Origin of the sequence: Flavobacterium sp. 22659 (assembly GCF_052044235.1) — a bacterium.
GTDB classification, from domain to species: domain Bacteria; phylum Bacteroidota; class Bacteroidia; order Flavobacteriales; family Flavobacteriaceae; genus Flavobacterium; species Flavobacterium johnsoniae.
Window position 1 is genome coordinate 1 of sequence record NZ_JBQEMU010000003.1, and the last position, 16,101, is coordinate 16,101.

The window sequence follows — 16,101 nt, forward strand, 5'->3', positions numbered from 1 at the left end:
TTAACAGTCAGATGCTCTAACCAACTGAGCTAAGGAGGAAGTTGTTGCTCTTTTTAGCGAGTGCAAATATAAAACTATTTTTAGTTTCTCAAAAACATTTTCGCTCTTTTTTTGACTTTTTTTTACTTGCCTACAATTGCCTTGTAAATGTCGTTACCATTAGCAAACAGTAGTAGTGAAATAAGTAAAACAAAACCAACCATTTGTGCGTTCTCTAGGAATTTATCACTCGGTTTTTTACCGCTGATCATTTCGTATAATAAAAACATCACATGACCACCATCAAGTGCCGGAATTGGCAATAAATTCATAACTCCAAGCATAATTGATAATAAAGCCGTAATTGACCAGAAAGTTTCCCAGCTCCAAAAACTAGGGAAAATGTTGTAAATCGCAGCAAAACCACCTACTTGTTTGTAAGCTTTTGTTTCTGGATTAAAAATCATTTTTAATTGCTTTCCGTAACCTACCAACTGATCTTTTCCTTTTTCAAGACCAACCGGAATCGATTCGAAGAAACCATATTCTTTTGTGCTTACTTTATAGTAACCTAATTTTTCTAAAGAGTCCATTCCTAAACCGCCCACAGCAACCCCAAGTTTCCCTGCATTAGATACTTTTACGGTAATAGGAGTTTCTTTTAAATCACGCAAAACAACAGCAGGAATAGATTTTCCTTTATTGCTTTCTAAAATAGCTTTAGCTTCATCAAAATATTTAATTTTCTGCCCATTCAGGCTTACAACTAAATCTTTTGGTTTTAGAGCAGTATTTTCAGATTCTTCAGAAATTTTGCCCACAACAAATGGCATTCTAATGCCAACTAATAAGCCTTTTTCATGTTTAGACAACTGATCGACAAAATCAGTAGGCATTTTAATAGTCTGCTGTTCGCCGTTTCTTTCTATAAGAACTTGTTTTGCCATAATGATATTCATATTCATATCACTGTCAAAATTCTCTACTTTTTTTCCGTCAATAGAAATAATCTTGTCTCCAGTTTTAAATCCGGCTTTAAGCATTGCAGGATTGTCTATTGCCACACCATCTTTTAAATCAGAGTTTGCAATATACGTATCGCCATAAGCAAATGCCATTCCTATATAAATGATAAACGCAAGAATAAAATTTACAGTAACACCGCCAAGCATAATAATTAAACGCTGCCAAGCTGGTTTAGAACGAAATTCCCACGGCTGCGGAGGAAGCGCCATTTGCTCTTTGTCCATACTTTCATCGATCATTCCGGAAATTTTTACATAACCTCCAAGCGGTAACCATCCGATACCATATTCAGTTTCGCCGATTTTCTTTTTTAACAGCGAATATTTAACATCAAAAAATAAGTAAAATTTTTCAACCCTCGTTTTAAATAATTTAGCAGGAATAAAATGTCCTAATTCGTGAAGAATAATAAGTAAAGATAAACTCAATAAAAATTGAGAGAGTTTGATAACTATATCCATTTTGTATTTTTAATTCGTATTTAACGCACAAAAGTAGCGTTTCTATTTTAATTTGATAGTGCAATATAATACATAAGGTTTTAAATGTTTGTTAATTAATAAACATTTCAATTTCTCGTTTTAGCAAGATGCCGTAACTTTACTTTTTATAAAGGCTCCTATTTTTAATTGGTAGCACTAATCTATTAAAAGTTACAAATATGGCTTCACAATTATTTTCTCCCTTAACTTTAAAAAGCATCACCTTAAAAAATAGAATCGTTATTTCGCCAATGTGCCAATATTCAGCCGTTGACGGATTTGCAAACGACTGGCATCTGGTTCACTTAGGAAGCCGTGCAAGCGGAGGCGTTGGTTTAATTATTCAGGAAGCGACTGCCGTTTCTCCCGAAGCCAGAATTTCTCCTTCAGACCTAGGGATATGGAAAGACGAACATGTCGAAAAACTCAAACAAATCAACGCATTTATTGTTTCTCAAAATTCAGTTCCGGGAATCCAGCTGGCACATGCCGGAAGAAAAGCAAGTGTTTCGGCTCCGTGGCTCGGAAATAAAAAATTAGATTTTGCTCAGGGCGGATGGCAGACTGCTGCGCCAAGCGCGGTTCCGTATCACGAAGGAGAACCTTTTCTTCCCGAAGCTTTAGACCAAAACGGAATTCAAAAAATAATCTCCGATTTTAAAACCGCAACAAAAAGAGCCGTTGAAGCCGGATACAAAGTATTAGAAATTCACGGTGCGCACGGTTATTTACTGCACCAGTTTTTATCGCCTTTAACAAATATCAGAACCGACGAATATGGCGGAAATTTCGAAAACCGAATTCGTTTTACACTCGAAATTGTAGAAGCAGTTCAAACCGAATGGCCTTCAGATTTACCTTTAGTTGTTAGAATCTCAGCAACAGACTGGGCAGAAGGCGGATGGAATCCTGAAGAATCTGTACAGCTTTCAAAAATTCTAAAAGAAAAAGGAGTAGATTTAATTGATGTTTCGTCTGGCGGATTAGTTTCACATCAAAAAATTGCAATTGGTCCGGGTTATCAGGTTCCTTTTGCAGAAAAAATCAAGAAAGAAGCCAATATTCTTACAGGCGCTGTAGGTTTGATTACCGAAGCGAAACAAGCCGAGGAAATTTTAAATAAAGGCCAGGCCGATTTAATTTTCTTTGCCAGAGAATCGCTTAGAAACCCTAACCTGCCATTAGATTTCGCCAAAGAATTAAACGACGATATTCAATGGCCAAAACAATACGAAAGAGCTAAAATTTAAATTTTTATTGCCCGCAGATTGCACAGATTAAAGTGATTTTTTAGTTTTATTTGCCACTAATTTCACGAATTTGCACAAATCGGTACGTTTAAAAAGGCTTAAAAATTCGTGATAATTCTTGGAATTCTTGACAAAAGAAAAAATCCTTTTAATCACATTAATCTGTGGCAAAAAAACACACACAACATGCAAAAAATAAAAACAGCACTATTATCATACGGAATGTCAGGAAAGGTTTTTCATGCGCCTTTTTTAGATATTCATCCCGGTTTTGAATTATTAGGATCTTGGGAAAGAAGTAAAAAACTCATCCAAGAAGATTATCCCTATGTAAAAAGTTATCCTTCAATCGACGATTTATTGGCAGATGATGTTGATTTGGTAATCGTAAATACGCCCGTTGGAACGCATTACGAATATGCAAAAAAAGTGCTTTTGGCAGGTAAACATGCCGTTGTAGAAAAAGCATTCACCACAACTGTAGCCGAGGCTCAGGAATTGGCAAAAATTGCAGAAGAAAAAGGAGTAAAATTAGCCGTTTTTCAAAACAGAAGATGGGACAGCGATTTTAAAACCGTTCAAAAAATTATAGACGAAGGCGTTCTGGGAGATTTGGTTGAAGCAGAAATCCATTTTGACAGATACAATCCGTTATTAAGTCCAAAAGCACATAAAGAAACAGCAAACGACGGCGCAGGAGTTTTAAAAGATTTAGGTCCGCATATTATCGATCAGGCCGTTTGTTTATTTGGTTCACCAAAGTCGGTTTTTGGAGATATCAGAATTACAAGAGAAAATTCATTAGTCGATGACTGGATCGACTTGTTATTGATTTACGAAGATTTCAGGGTACGTTTAAAAGCTGGTTTCTTTGTGAGAGAAGCAAATCCTGCTTATACAATTCACGGAAAAAAAGGATCTTTCTTAAAACCTCGCGGAGACGTTCAGGAAGACGAATTGAAAGTTGGAAACAAACCAAATTTAGAAACATGGGGAACAGAATCTGAAGATTTAAAGGGAATTCTGCACACTGAAATCGACGGAAAAGTGGTTCGCGAAAAAGTACCGACACTTCAGGGAAATTATTTCTCATTTTTTGACGGTGTTTTCAATTCTATTACAAACAATGCTGCAGAACCTGTTATTGCACAAGACGGCGTAAAAGTAATGCAGATTATAGAAGCGGTCATTGCAAGTAACGCGCAGCGTACTGTAATTAATCTGTAACGATTATAGCCCGCAAATTTTACAGATGAAACGGGTTTACACTGGTTTGATTTTATGATTTGTGTTGAAATATATAACGACGATCAAAGACGCACAACAGTGCGTCTTTTTTTTATGTGTAAAATAAAAATATCATCTGTGTAAACCCGTTTAATCTGCTAAATCTGCGTGCAAAATTTGTCAAAGTCTGCGTGCAAAACCAAGCAATTTATAAACAATAACGTTGTAAATAATCGAACAATTTGTACTTTTAAGTAAATATGCTGCTTTTTTGTAATTTTATAACATAATCCCGTAAATACACTATTTTGATAAACTTCAATCCGTTACAACTTTTTCAGACAAAAGGAAAAATCAAGAAAGTTTTTAGAGAAGCAAAAGCATCTTATCTAAACAGAATTCGTTTTGCTGTTGGAATGTTTTATTTTGGAATGGGATTAAGTTTTGCAACCTGGGCAAGCAGAATTCCGGATATCAAAACTGCTTTGCATTTAACCGAAGGAGATTTGGGTTCTATACTTTTTGCCCTGCCAATGGGACAATTAATTGTAATGCCCTTTTCGGGAAAAATGGTAACAAAATTCGGGAGTCATCGTATTTTGATTTTCTCCTTAATAATGTATGTTTTGTGTCTGGCTAATTTAGGTTTGGCTACAACTGGTCTGCAGTTATCAATTGGATTATTCTTATTTGGATTATTCGGAAATCTGGCAAATATTGCTGTAAACACACAAGGCGTTTACACCGAAGTGCTTTTCAAAAAAACAATCATGTCTTCTTTTCACGGAATGTGGAGTTTTGCCGGATTTACAGGAGCATTAGTTGGTTTAGGAATGCTGGCTTTAAAATTATCTCCTTTACATCATTTCCTTATTGTGGGCGGAATAGTGCTTTTGATGATTGCTTTTAACTTTAAATTTTTAATTAGAGCCAAAGAAAAAATCAAACATAGTACAGAGAAGAAAAAAATGTTTACCAAACCAGACAGCGCTTTAATCTGGCTGGGCGTTATTGGTTTTTGCAGTATGGCCAGCGAAGGCGTAATGTTTGACTGGAGCGGGGTTTATTTTAAAGATATTGTACAGGCTCCGGGACCTTTAGTGGTTTTAGGTTATACTTCATTTATGATTATGATGGCCGGCGGAAGATTTTTGGGCGACGGATTAATCAATAAATTTGGACGCGAACGTGTTATGCAGATTAGCGGCGTTATGATTTCTGCCGGACTTTTCACAGCAGTTTTTCTTCCTTATATCATTCCTTGTACAATTGCATTTATGGCTGTGGGTCTGGGTGTGGCGACGATTGTGCCAACCGTTTACAGTCTGGCAGGAAAAAATCCAACAGTTCCGGCAGGCGAAGCTTTAACAATAGTTTCAAGTGTAAGTTTCTTAGGGTTTTTAATGGGACCGCCTGTTATTGGACACATTGCACAAAACTTCGGGCTTCAGTTTTCTTTTGCTTTTATAGGAATCTTTGGCGTTTTAATCGCTTTTATGGTTTCTAAAATTAGAACATCTGCTTAATTTATTGCCCGCAGGTTTAACGGATTAAACTGATTTACTCTGCATTTTTTTTAATTTCCAAGTCTATAATAAATTATTTTTTGTAAGAATTTATTTTCTTTTATAATAATTTATCTATATTTGAAACTTCTATCGTTTGTATTATAAACGAGACAAAACCTTTTCCAAAAACCAATTTTATCTTTTGAATAGGATGAATATCCGAAAACAATTTTGAAAGTTAATTGGAATTTTAATGGTAAAAAAATACGCAGTCTTCCTTATTTTATGGTCTTTTAATCTGGCATTTGCACAGCAGGAAATAACAGTGACGGGAATTGTTATTGACGCCCGCACACAAAATCCGCTGGAAAATGTAGTGGTAACTTTACAGAACACAGCAGTAATGCAGCTTACTTCCAAAAAAGGAAAATTTGAGCTTCATGTATTTCCAACTAAAGAAAAACTGCTTTTGCTGAGAAGTCAGGGATACAAAGATTTACTTTTAAAACTTCAATACAATTCAGGACAAAATATAAATCTTGGTATTTTGCAATTAGAAGATACTTATACAGATGAAGTTCCTGCGGCCTTGATTACTTTGTCAGATAATGATCTTTCTGATGATAACAGCTCTTCAGAAATGACATCGGGTTTATTGCAGTCTTCAAGAGATGCTTTTATGCAGGCGTCGGCATTTAACTGGGGTCAGGCCCGATTTAGAATGCGCGGTCTCGACAGCGAGAACGCAACGATGATGCTCAACGGTATGACCATGAATAAAATCTACGATGGCAGACCGCAATGGAACAATTGGGGCGGATTAAATAATGTACTTCGTAATCAGGAATTTTCAGTTGGAAATGCAGCATCTAATTATACTTTTGGCGGTGTTTTAGGAACACAGCAAATATTTACACAAGCTTCTTTATATCGAAAAGGAACACAGCTTACCTTTTCAGGAAGTAATGCCTCTTACACTCTGCGTGCTATAGGAACGTATGCTTCAGGAATGAGTACTTCGGGCTGGGCTTATGTGGTTTCTGCTGGTAAAAGATGGGCAGACGAAGGTTATTTTGAAGGAACAAATTTCGATGCCGATTCCTTTTTTATGAGTGTTGAAAAAAAACTAAATAGCAAACATTCAATCAATTTTACCGGGTTTTACACGCCGAATTCACGCGGAAAAAATTCTCCAAATACAAACGAAGTGACAGCTTTAATGGGAGAAAAGTACAATTCATACTGGGGGTTTCAGAATGGAAAAAAACGAAACGCAAGAGTAAAAATGGTAGAAGAGCCTTTGTTTATGCTGAATCATTATTTTAAAATTGATGAAAAAACAAAGCTGAATTCAGGTGTAATGTATCAATTTGGAAAAGTTGGAAACAGCAATATTGATTATCAAAATGCTGACAGTCCAGATCCGGTTTACTATCGAAAAATGCCAAGTTATTTTAGTTCACTTTATGGAAAAGACAAAGGTGAATTTTCTGGAGACTTTACTCCGGATTATGAAAATGCAGACAAAAGCAGAACGACATTTTTAGCCAATTCCCAAATTGATTGGAACGCCATGTATCTGGCCAATCAAAAACCAGGTCAAAATGGTTACGAACCTTCGCAGAGTCATTATGTTTTATATGAAGACAGAACCGATGATAAAACTTTTGCAGTAAATTCTAACTTAAATACGCAGCTTACTCCAAATATTTCTTTTGATGGAGCAGTTATGTATCGAAATTTAAAATCACATAATTTTCAATACTTACTGGATCTTCTTGGCGGAAAATACTTCGAAGATATTGATCCGTTTTATAAAGGAGACCTTTCTCAATCTGATTTACAAAATCCAAACAGACAGGTAAAAGAAGGAGATGCTTACGGTTACAATTATAACTTTTTAGCCAACACGATTGATGCTTTTACACAGTTTAAATTTTCATATAATAAAACCGAATTTTATTTGGCTCAGTCTTATTCAATGTCAAATTATCAAAGAGAAGGTTTATACCAAAACGGACTTTATCCAACAGCATCTTTAGGGAAAAGTGAAAAAGTAAACTTTGAGAATTTTGGCTTTAAAGGCGGATTCGTCTATAAGGTTTCAGGTAAACAATGGCTGTTTTTTAATGCAGCACATTTAACAAGAGCACCTTCACTTCGAAATACATTTGCAAATTCACGCTTAAATAATAATGTAGTAAATGGAATTGAAAATGAAAATGTTACCAGTGCTGAGGCGAATTATGTCTATAGTTCTCCAAAACTTAAATTAAGGCTGACGGCTTATTACACTTTAATTAAAAATTCTTCAAAAACGTCTTTTTTCTATGCAGAAGGAATTTTTGATAACGGAGCCGGATATGATCCAACAGACGCTTTTGTAAGTCAGACTTTGACAAAACTGGACAAGAAAAATACTGGTGCAGAATTGAGTTTGGAATATCAGATTACATCTACTTTAAAGTCAACCTTAAGTGCTGCTTACGGAAATTATATTTACAACAGCAATCCAAATGTTTCGATTACAAATGATGCAAATGCATCAAAAGATGGAGTACAGACTACTTTTGATTTTGGCAAAGCTTATCTTAAAAACTACAAACAGTCCGGAACACCGCAAAATGCACTTTCGTTGGGGTTGGAATACCGTGACCCTAAATTTTGGTGGATTGGAACCAATATTAACTATTTGACAGATAATTATATTGATGTTTCGCCTATTTCCAGAACCTCTCAATTTTACATTAATCCGGCAAACGGATTTCCTTTTCCAGAAGCATCTTCTGAAAGAGGAAATGAATTATTAAAACAGGAAAAATTTGACCCTGTAACCTTATTAAATATTAATGGGGGAAAATCCTGGAGAGTTCATAAAAAGTACATTGGTCTTTTTGCCAGCGTTAATAATGTTTTGAATGCAGTATATAAAACCGGTGGCTTTGAACAGGCGAGAAATGCCAATTTTAGAGCTTTAAACCAAGATGTATCAAGCGGAACACCTTCATTTGGACCCAAATATTATTACGGTTACGGAAGAACTTATTTTTTAAATCTTACTATCGGTTTATAAACCGAAATTTTAATTTGTTATGAAAAACATCGTTTTAAATTTATTTTTTGGAATAGCATTATTGTCTGTCTGCAGCTGTAATAATGAAATAGAAACACCAGTATTAGGCTGTACTCAGCCGGATTTTAAAGTCAATAAAACAGTTGAAAAGGTTTATGAACTTTCGGCAAATACAGCAAAACAATATTTATATGATGACATAGTTGAAGCCTACGTTGTTTCAAGTGATGAAGGAGGGAATTTTTTCAAAAGCATATCACTTCAGACAAAAGCCTCAGCAAATAATCCTGCAATTGGTTTTAGTGTTCCTGTAGATGCTTCAAATACATATATTGATTATCGAGTTGGGAATAAAGTATATGTGAAACTTAAAAATCAATTCACAGATTTGTATTATGGCGGATTAAGAATTGGAAGTTTATATGTGAGTAATGCGGGAGATCCAACAGTAGGAAGGATTTCTCAAAATGAATACAAGAATGTTTTAAATGCATCATGTACAATCATTGATGAAAATGAATTAGTACAATCTCTTTCTGTAGAAGAAGCACTTTCAGATAATAAATTAAATACCCTAATAGAACTTAATAATGTTGAATTTACCGAAGCAGCATTGGGACGTCATTATTTTGAAGAATCAAATAATGTAGGAGGATCAACAAATTGGTATTTGAGAGATAAAACAGGAAATCAAATTATTTTTAGAACCAGCAGTTATGCAAAATTTGCAGATCATTTTGTTCCTGAAGGAAGCGGAAAAGTAAAAGGAATTCTAACAAAATTTGGTACCGATTATCAATTTATGGTGCGATATGAAAGTGATATTGTAATGAATGGAAAAAGAAATATTCCGTTTTTTGCAGAAGACTTTCAGTCGGTTAAAAACAATGTGAATTTTGCCTTGCCGGGATGGAGCAACATTGTAGAAAAGGCTTCAAAATTATGGAAAAGCATGGTATATGCCGGAAATGGTTATGCCGAATTTAATACTACAAGTACAACAGCTGCAGAAAATATTGCCTGGCTGGTTTCTCCTAAAATTAATTTAACAGGCTACAAAAATGCGGTACTTTCTTTTAGAAGTGCTCAGCACGATTTAAAAGTAGATTCTCCATTAAATACGCTGGAAGTATACGTGTCGACAAATTTTGACGGTTCGAGTGTAACGAAAGCAAAATGGACAAAACTTGAAGCAAAAGTTCCAACGCTTTCAAATCCTTCTCGTGAATTTATGAGTTCTGGCGGAATAGATTTATCGGCCTATTCAGGAAATATAAATATTGCTTTTCGATATGTAGGTTCAGGGAAAGATAAAACACTAAATGGGGCTTTTATGGTTGATGATATAAAGATTTTTGGCGAGAAATAAGTGTCGCGTTTTTAAGTGTTTGATTTTTAGTTTTATAAAGATGTTTTTTAGTTTTTTTAAACTTATAATTGTTGATTTCTGACAGAATTTTGTATTTTGGTCATCCCAAATCAATACAAAAACAACATGAAAACCTACTTTATTGCCATCTTAATGATGGTGTTTCCATTCTTGATCCATAGTCAGGACAACGTTCGACTAAAACAGATCAACATTGTAAAAACAAATTACCAAAACTCTAAAGACGGCGAGATTGTTAATAAAACAATGGTTTTTAAAGATGGTAAACTTCAAACGATTACAACTTCAGATGTTGTACAGCATTTCTATTACAACAAAAACGGACTGTTGGATATGACAGTAAAAGACAAAGTAGGAAGTGACTGGAAAGAAGTAATCAATTATACTTACGATGCTGATAACAATATTATCAAGTTTGTAAAAAAATATCAGGAAGGGCCAAACTATATTACAAAAGTGGTTTCATTCGTTTATGAAGGAGCAAGAGTAAAAGTAACAACCAAAAAGAGTACAAACCACCAGAATTTAGTTGATGATATTGAATATCTGGTTGAAAACGGAATTATTGTAAGACGTACTTCACGCGATAGAAATAAAGCAATTATTGGAAAATTAGAATACGTTTATGTAAATGATAATGTATCTAAACATAAAGGATTGGTTGGAGACAAAATATCTAAATCATATACTTATGATGATAAAAAATCAGTAGATCAATTAATTGTTCAAAGTCTTTTTGGAGATAATTATAAAGTAATTGTTCCAATGATCTCATATCATGAAGATGAATTTGCCTTTGAATCGATTTCATATAATAATGAAGTAAATTTCAGCCCTTCGTCTGCAGCTTTGGTAGCAGTAAGCAGAAAATACAAATACAACAAATTAAACTTCCCAATTTCTTGTTCACAAATTGAAGAAAACGGAATCGTTAAAACAGAAAAAACATTTATTTACGAATAACACTGTTTTTTAAATTATACTTTGAACCATTTATAAGTCAAGTTAATGCCTGATTTGTAAATGGTTTATTTTTTTATAGAATTTAAAATTGAAATTCTATAATTGTAGTAGTTTACAAATGATTAAATTTGCAGGATTATTTTAAGATATGCTAGAGAAAGAAGTTATAAATTTTGAGAAAACAGCCATTGTAGGTATTGTAACTCAAAATCAGAGTGAGGAAAAACTTAATGAATATTTAGACGAATTAGAGTTTTTAACTTTTACCGCTGGCGGGGAAGTTATTAAACGTTTTTCGCAGAAAATGGAACGCCCTAATCCGAAGACTTTTGTTGGAACGGGAAAAATAGATGAAATCAATCTTTTTGTAAAAGAAAATAAAATATCGACAGTTATTTTTGATGATGAGCTGACCCCTTCTCAGCAAAAAAATATTTCAAGAATTATCGATTGTAAAATCCTTGACAGAACCAATTTGATTTTAGATATTTTTGCGCAGAGAGCTGAAACTTCGTATGCAAGAACACAGGTTGAATTAGCACAGTGTATTTATTTACTGCCAAGACTTTCTGGTTTATGGACACACCTTGAGCGTCAAAAAGGAGGAATTGGTATGCGTGGTCCCGGTGAAACGGAGATTGAAACAGACAGACGTATTGTTCGTGACCGTATTTCGTTATTGAAAGAGAAAATCAAAACGATTGATAAACAAATGAGCATTCAGCGCAGCAATCGTGGTGCAATGGTTCGTGTGGCACTTGTTGGTTATACCAATGTTGGAAAATCGACTTTGATGAATGCTATTGGAAAAAGTGAGGTCTTTGTTGAAAATAAATTGTTTGCAACTTTAGATACAACCGTTAGAAAAGTTGTAATTAAAAACCTGCCGTTTTTACTTTCGGATACGGTTGGATTTATTCGAAAACTGCCAACTCAATTGGTTGATTCTTTCAAGAGTACACTTGATGAGGTTCGTGAAGCCGATTTACTTTTACATGTTGTAGATATATCTCACCCGGATTTTGAAGATCACATTGAATCTGTAAATCAGATTTTACAGGAAATCAAAAGTAATGATAAGCCAACGATTATGGTTTTTAACAAAATCGATGCTTATAAACACCTTACAATTGACAACGATGATTTAATCACCGAAAGAACCAGAAAGCACTGGACACTTGATGAGTGGAAGCAAACCTGGATGAGTAATGTAGGTCATGATAAAGCATTGTTTATCTCGGCAACCCAAAAGGAAAATTTTGAAGAATTCAGAGAAATGGTTTACGAAGCTGTTCGCCAGATTCATATTACCCGATTTCCATATAATAACTTTTTATATCCTGATTATAAGGATGCTATTGAAAAGGAAGAAGAATAAAATAGAAACGGCTTTTGAAATTTCAAAAGCCGTTTTTTTATAAATTAGATTAGAAGTTATATTCTTATCTTGTAGTAATGAGTAAGAATTTATATAATTTCAGGCTGTAATGGCGCAGGCAAAACTACTGCTTCTTTTACTATATTACCTGAAGTTTTAGATTGCAGAGAATTTGTAAATGCAGATGAGATTGCAAAAGGTCTTTCCCCATTTCAACCTGAAAAGGTGGCTTTTGAGGCTGGTAGAATAATGCTTCACAGGATAAGTGAGCTTTTAGAAAGTGGCCAGGTATTTGCTTTTGAAACTACACTTGCTACAAAAAGTTATAAATCTAAAATTGCTTTAGCCCAAGAAAAAGGTTATAAAGTTATTCTTTTATTTTTTTGGCTGCAGGATGTTGAACTTGCTATTGAAAGGGTAAAAACAAGAGTTTTGGAAGGAGGCCACAATATTAAAAAAGATGTTATTAGACGTAGATATATAAACGGAATAGCAAACTTATTTAATATATATTTGCCAATAGTTGATGAGGTTATGATTTTTGATAATTCATTTGGCAAACCTGAATTGATTGCAGAAAAAATGTTAGATACTGAAATTGATGTAATAAACGAAATGAAATACGATAAACTTAAAAATATCTACAATGAAAACATATAAAAGATCAGCAACACAAACTAAAATTTTGGATGCAATGGATCAGGTTTATGACAAGTTAATTGAATTCAAAAAAAAATCAAATAGTGAGTTGGTTATCATGAAAGATAATAAAATTGTGAAGATAAAACCTAAATCATTATAGAATAAAAAAAGATAAAGCCTCAATTCAATTGAGGCTTTATCTTTTTTTATTTATTAAAATCCAAAATTGATTCCTAAACCAAATACTTCTCTTGTTTGAAGACCTCTAAAAGCATTGTCGTCATAAATGGCTTGGAAAGCTAAATTAGCCGACAAAAACTTGTTTACTTTCATGACAATATTTAAAGAGTAATTGATGTCTACGTTTTGAGGATCTTCCAGATAATTAGAATATAAATTTAGCGTATTTTCGGCCGTTACATTGGTCATAATGGCTAATTTATAATAAACTGAAGCATAAAAACCGAGCTCATATCGCATAGTTTTGCCTTCGTCAACTCCAAAATAATCACCATCTACATAAGGCAGACCGGTAAATCTATCTATACCGCTTGTATAAGCGTTGTCTACAAAAGTGAATTTTGAAGTCAGCGGTGCGAAGTTTATTTTCAGGTTTTCATCTTTAGACCAGTAAATACCAGGTCCAGTGGTAAGATATCCAGGAGACATAAATTTAGTCTGCTCGGTTCTAATTTCTTTACCGTTGGCATCCTGACCATAAATATAACCTGTTGTAAATTGTGTTCTAAAGTTTAAAAAGAATGAGTAATACCATTCACCGAAAGCTTTTTTTCCAACAATTGAATTAAACTCTAAACGGTCATCAGTCTTTTTTCCAAAATCGGTATTTTTAGTTTGTAAAAGACCGTATGAAGCAAGAATTTTATTATCCCAGGTTACATCGTCTTTTTTGTAGTTAAAGTCATAGTTTATTCCTAAAGTTCCGGAGAAACTATCTTCGCCTCCTGCAATCCAGTTATTAAAGCTGGATTGATTTAATAAAAGTGATACAATTCCTTTTGCTTTCCAGCCTTCTTCTTCGATGGTATCATTGATTTTTTTTACGGCTTTTTCTGTATTTTGAATTAATTCTTTTTCTGAATTTTGTGCCTGAACAATAGTAAAGTTCGCTAAAATGCATAGTAATAACGCCAGCTTTCTCATGGTTGTTTAGTTTAGTGTATTACCAAATATACTAAAAACGAATGGAAAACTAAATGATAATCTCTTGTAATTGCAGGTTATTTCTTAGATTCCTTGTACAAAGGTACTGCAGAACATGCTTCGCCATACATAATACTGCGGGCAAATGGCTGTAAATAGTTTGTAGCCAAAATGTAGGCACGCATTGGAACCGGTTTTTTAGAACAGCCTTTTACAATAACGGGTTTACTTTTGTAAACAGAATAATCTATTTTGCTTAAAATTTCTTCGTAAAGACTTGCATCAAGATCTTCGATAGTTCCGTTAACTACTTTTTTTGCAAAAGGAGCTAAATGAACGCCAACTAAAATTAATGCCCAAGCGGGAATAATGGCATCTGTACTGCAGTGTACAGCAACGTATTGGTCCTGATATTGCGACCAGTCGTGATTTTTAAGATGCTCTCTAAAGTCTTTTTCTTTCAATAAAAATCCTTCCAAAAGCCATTGCGAAATGTCAATCTGCACACGCAAACCTTTTGGATAATAATCCTCAAGATCAAAAACTTCTAAAGCACTATTAGCAACTTTATTGATGATTTCTTCCATTCTTTAAGTCTTAAAGTCGAAGGTCGAAAGTCATAAAGTCTTTTTACTTTGGACTTTATGACTTTCAACTTTATGACTATTTTTTAAAGCATTCCTAATTCTAATTTTGCTTCTTCGCTCATTAAATCCTTGCTCCAAGGTGGATCAAAAGTAATTTCTACGTCTACATCTTTGATGTTTTCAATTGTTTTTACTTTTTCTTCTACTTCCCTTGGTAAACTTTCAGCAACTGGGCAGTTTGGAGAAGTAAGTGTCATAAGGATTTTTACTTCGTAATCTGTGTTTACCATTACGTCATAAATTAATCCTAATTCATAAATATCTACAGGAATCTCAGGATCGTAAATGCCTTTTAAAACTCTTACGATTGATTCTCCTAATTCGTTTGTGTCTATTTCTTGTTCCATTGTTTTTTGTTTTTGAACACTAAGTGTTTTTGTTTTTTACCATTAAGACATTAAGAAAATTAAGTTTTGCTTTGTGTCAAAACGGTAAGCTTAATTTACTTTTGACTATTAAGGAAATTAAGCATGTCATCTTTATGAAACTTAATTTCTTAATGGTTTAATTAAAATTTAATTTTTGTTTTTAGCATCAAAAGCCAAAGCGTACATTTTGATGTTTTTTATCATCGAAACCAAACCGTTGGCACGTGTTGCAGATAAATGTTCTTTTAAACCGATTTCGTCTATAAAATCAGTATCAGCTTCTAAGATATCTTTTGCTTTTTGATTAGAGAAAGCACGAATTAAAATCGCAATTATTCCTTTGGTCAAAATAGCATCACTGTCTGCTGTAAAAACGATTTTATCATCGTTTTGTTCACCTTGCAGCCAAACTTTTGACTGACAGCCTTTGATTAAATTATCGTCGGTTTTGTATTCTTCTTTAATTAGCGGAAGACTTTTTCCTAATTCGATGATGTATTCATAACACTGCATCCAGTCATCAAACATTGAAAATTCGTCTATTATTTCGTTTTGTATTTCTTTTATCGTCATAATTATTCTTTAGAAAAATCAACTAATAGATCAACTAGTTTTTTAATTTCTTTTGGCGGAAAACCATTGTCAAAACCTGGTGTCTCGTATGTTTTTCCATCTTTTGTTATTTTTAAATTTCCTATTGCAGCACCATCATAAGTACGTTTGTCTGTTGGCGCTTTTAAGGAAGAAAGACTGTCTAAATTCACTTTTGAATATGCAGAAACAATCTCGCTCCATTTTGCATCATCAATTTTGCTTTGAACAGCTTCACCGTTACGTTGTTTAACAACAGAAACAGATTTGTTTTGTACTACAATACTCTTGTAATAACCTCTTGACATTGCAGAGTATTCAATTTGAGTTGATGTCATATCTGCTTTTTTTTGACTGCAGCATCCCGTAGCAATAAAAAGTGTCAGGAGTAATAATGATACTATTCGCATATA

General features: G+C 33.8%; 15 protein-coding genes. 9 read left to right on the top strand and 6 right to left on the bottom strand.

Annotated elements, in window-relative coordinates; all coding sequences use genetic code 11:
* Nucleotides 1–122: 122 nt before the first annotated feature.
* Nucleotides 123–1,466, bottom strand: coding sequence for an RIP metalloprotease RseP (gene rseP / locus ACTJIW_RS03820; RefSeq protein WP_012023243.1), 1,344 nt, complete (start codon nucleotides 1,464–1,466; stop codon nucleotides 123–125).
* A gap of 200 nt (nucleotides 1,467–1,666) precedes the next feature.
* Between rseP and ACTJIW_RS03825 the strand changes: the two genes are divergently transcribed.
* The 9 genes from ACTJIW_RS03825 (at nucleotide 1,667) to ACTJIW_RS03865 (ending at nucleotide 13,078) form a co-directional block, all read left to right on the top strand.
* Nucleotides 1,667–2,737: an NADH:flavin oxidoreductase/NADH oxidase gene (locus ACTJIW_RS03825; protein ID WP_440714727.1), complete on the top strand. Its 1,071-nt coding sequence runs from the start codon at nucleotides 1,667–1,669 to the stop codon at nucleotides 2,735–2,737.
* 186 nt (nucleotides 2,738–2,923) lie between these two features.
* On the top strand, nucleotides 2,924–3,964 hold the full coding sequence (locus ACTJIW_RS03830) for a Gfo/Idh/MocA family protein (protein ID WP_440714726.1): 1,041 nt from the start codon (nucleotides 2,924–2,926) through the stop codon (nucleotides 3,962–3,964).
* Between the two features lie 308 nt (nucleotides 3,965–4,272).
* Nucleotides 4,273–5,490, top strand: coding sequence for an MFS transporter (locus tag ACTJIW_RS03835; protein WP_012023251.1), 1,218 nt, complete (start codon nucleotides 4,273–4,275; stop codon nucleotides 5,488–5,490).
* Between the two features lie 235 nt (nucleotides 5,491–5,725).
* Nucleotides 5,726–8,545, top strand: a complete 2,820-nt coding sequence (locus ACTJIW_RS03840; RefSeq protein WP_440714725.1) for a carboxypeptidase-like regulatory domain-containing protein — start codon at nucleotides 5,726–5,728, stop codon at nucleotides 8,543–8,545.
* Between the two features lie 19 nt (nucleotides 8,546–8,564).
* Nucleotides 8,565–9,914: a DUF5689 domain-containing protein gene (locus ACTJIW_RS03845; RefSeq protein ID WP_440714724.1), complete on the top strand. Its 1,350-nt coding sequence runs from the start codon at nucleotides 8,565–8,567 to the stop codon at nucleotides 9,912–9,914.
* 126 nt (nucleotides 9,915–10,040) lie between these two features.
* Nucleotides 10,041–10,898 carry a hypothetical protein gene (locus ACTJIW_RS03850; protein WP_012023254.1) on the top strand — a complete coding sequence of 286 codons (858 nt, stop codon included), beginning with the start codon at nucleotides 10,041–10,043 and terminating at the stop codon, nucleotides 10,896–10,898.
* Nucleotides 10,899–11,046: 148 nt separating this feature from the next.
* Entirely contained in the window at nucleotides 11,047–12,276 is a 1,230-nt protein-coding gene (hflX, locus tag ACTJIW_RS03855) for a GTPase HflX (RefSeq protein WP_121362647.1), read from the top strand.
* An 87-nt stretch (nucleotides 12,277–12,363) separates the two neighbouring features.
* Nucleotides 12,364–12,936 (top strand): zeta toxin family protein, encoded by a 573-nt coding sequence (locus ACTJIW_RS03860; RefSeq protein ID WP_440714774.1) that lies wholly within the window; start codon nucleotides 12,364–12,366, stop codon nucleotides 12,934–12,936.
* On the top strand, nucleotides 12,923–13,078 hold the full coding sequence (locus tag ACTJIW_RS03865; RefSeq protein WP_165768436.1) for a hypothetical protein: 156 nt from the start codon (nucleotides 12,923–12,925) through the stop codon (nucleotides 13,076–13,078). The genes ACTJIW_RS03860 and ACTJIW_RS03865 overlap by 14 nt, the downstream gene beginning before the upstream one ends.
* A 53-nt stretch (nucleotides 13,079–13,131) precedes the next feature.
* Here ACTJIW_RS03865 and ACTJIW_RS03870 read toward each other — a convergent pair whose 3' ends face one another.
* The 5 genes from ACTJIW_RS03870 to ACTJIW_RS03890 form a co-directional block, all read right to left on the bottom strand.
* A complete protein-coding gene (locus ACTJIW_RS03870) occupies nucleotides 13,132–14,082 on the bottom strand; it encodes a DUF3078 domain-containing protein (protein ID WP_073408210.1) in 951 nt (316 codons plus the stop codon).
* A gap of 77 nt (nucleotides 14,083–14,159) precedes the next feature.
* Nucleotides 14,160–14,669, bottom strand: coding sequence for a DUF2480 family protein (locus tag ACTJIW_RS03875; protein WP_440714723.1), 510 nt, complete (start codon nucleotides 14,667–14,669; stop codon nucleotides 14,160–14,162).
* An 83-nt stretch (nucleotides 14,670–14,752) separates the two neighbouring features.
* Nucleotides 14,753–15,076 carry an SUF system Fe-S cluster assembly protein gene (locus tag ACTJIW_RS03880; protein ID WP_012023258.1) on the bottom strand — a complete coding sequence of 108 codons (324 nt, stop codon included), beginning with the start codon at nucleotides 15,074–15,076 and terminating at the stop codon, nucleotides 14,753–14,755.
* Between the two features lie 168 nt (nucleotides 15,077–15,244).
* Nucleotides 15,245–15,670, bottom strand: a complete 426-nt coding sequence (locus ACTJIW_RS03885; RefSeq protein WP_440714722.1) for a SufE family protein — start codon at nucleotides 15,668–15,670, stop codon at nucleotides 15,245–15,247.
* A 2-nt stretch (nucleotides 15,671–15,672) separates the two neighbouring features.
* Nucleotides 15,673–16,098: a hypothetical protein gene (locus tag ACTJIW_RS03890; RefSeq protein ID WP_440714721.1), complete on the bottom strand. Its 426-nt coding sequence runs from the start codon at nucleotides 16,096–16,098 to the stop codon at nucleotides 15,673–15,675.
* Nucleotides 16,099–16,101: the final 3 nt, after the last annotated feature.

Coding starts and splice junctions, on each gene's coding strand:
- ACTJIW_RS03880 (WP_012023258.1), bottom strand. CDS start 15,076: ATGGAACAAGAAATAGACACAAACGAATTAGGAGAATCAATCGTAAGA.
- ACTJIW_RS03840 (WP_440714725.1), top strand. CDS start 5,726: ATGGTAAAAAAATACGCAGTCTTCCTTATTTTATGGTCTTTTAATCTG.
- ACTJIW_RS03875 (WP_440714723.1), bottom strand. CDS start 14,669: ATGGAAGAAATCATCAATAAAGTTGCTAATAGTGCTTTAGAAGTTTTT.
- ACTJIW_RS03850 (WP_012023254.1), top strand. CDS start 10,041: ATGAAAACCTACTTTATTGCCATCTTAATGATGGTGTTTCCATTCTTG.
- ACTJIW_RS03870 (WP_073408210.1), bottom strand. CDS start 14,082: ATGAGAAAGCTGGCGTTATTACTATGCATTTTAGCGAACTTTACTATT.
- ACTJIW_RS03825 (WP_440714727.1), top strand. CDS start 1,667: ATGGCTTCACAATTATTTTCTCCCTTAACTTTAAAAAGCATCACCTTA.
- ACTJIW_RS03865 (WP_165768436.1), top strand. CDS start 12,923: ATGAAAACATATAAAAGATCAGCAACACAAACTAAAATTTTGGATGCA.
- ACTJIW_RS03890 (WP_440714721.1), bottom strand. CDS start 16,098: ATGCGAATAGTATCATTATTACTCCTGACACTTTTTATTGCTACGGGA.
- ACTJIW_RS03845 (WP_440714724.1), top strand. CDS start 8,565: ATGAAAAACATCGTTTTAAATTTATTTTTTGGAATAGCATTATTGTCT.
- ACTJIW_RS03885 (WP_440714722.1), bottom strand. CDS start 15,670: ATGACGATAAAAGAAATACAAAACGAAATAATAGACGAATTTTCAATG.
- hflX (WP_121362647.1), top strand. CDS start 11,047: ATGCTAGAGAAAGAAGTTATAAATTTTGAGAAAACAGCCATTGTAGGT.
- rseP (WP_012023243.1), bottom strand. CDS start 1,466: ATGGATATAGTTATCAAACTCTCTCAATTTTTATTGAGTTTATCTTTA.
- ACTJIW_RS03830 (WP_440714726.1), top strand. CDS start 2,924: ATGCAAAAAATAAAAACAGCACTATTATCATACGGAATGTCAGGAAAG.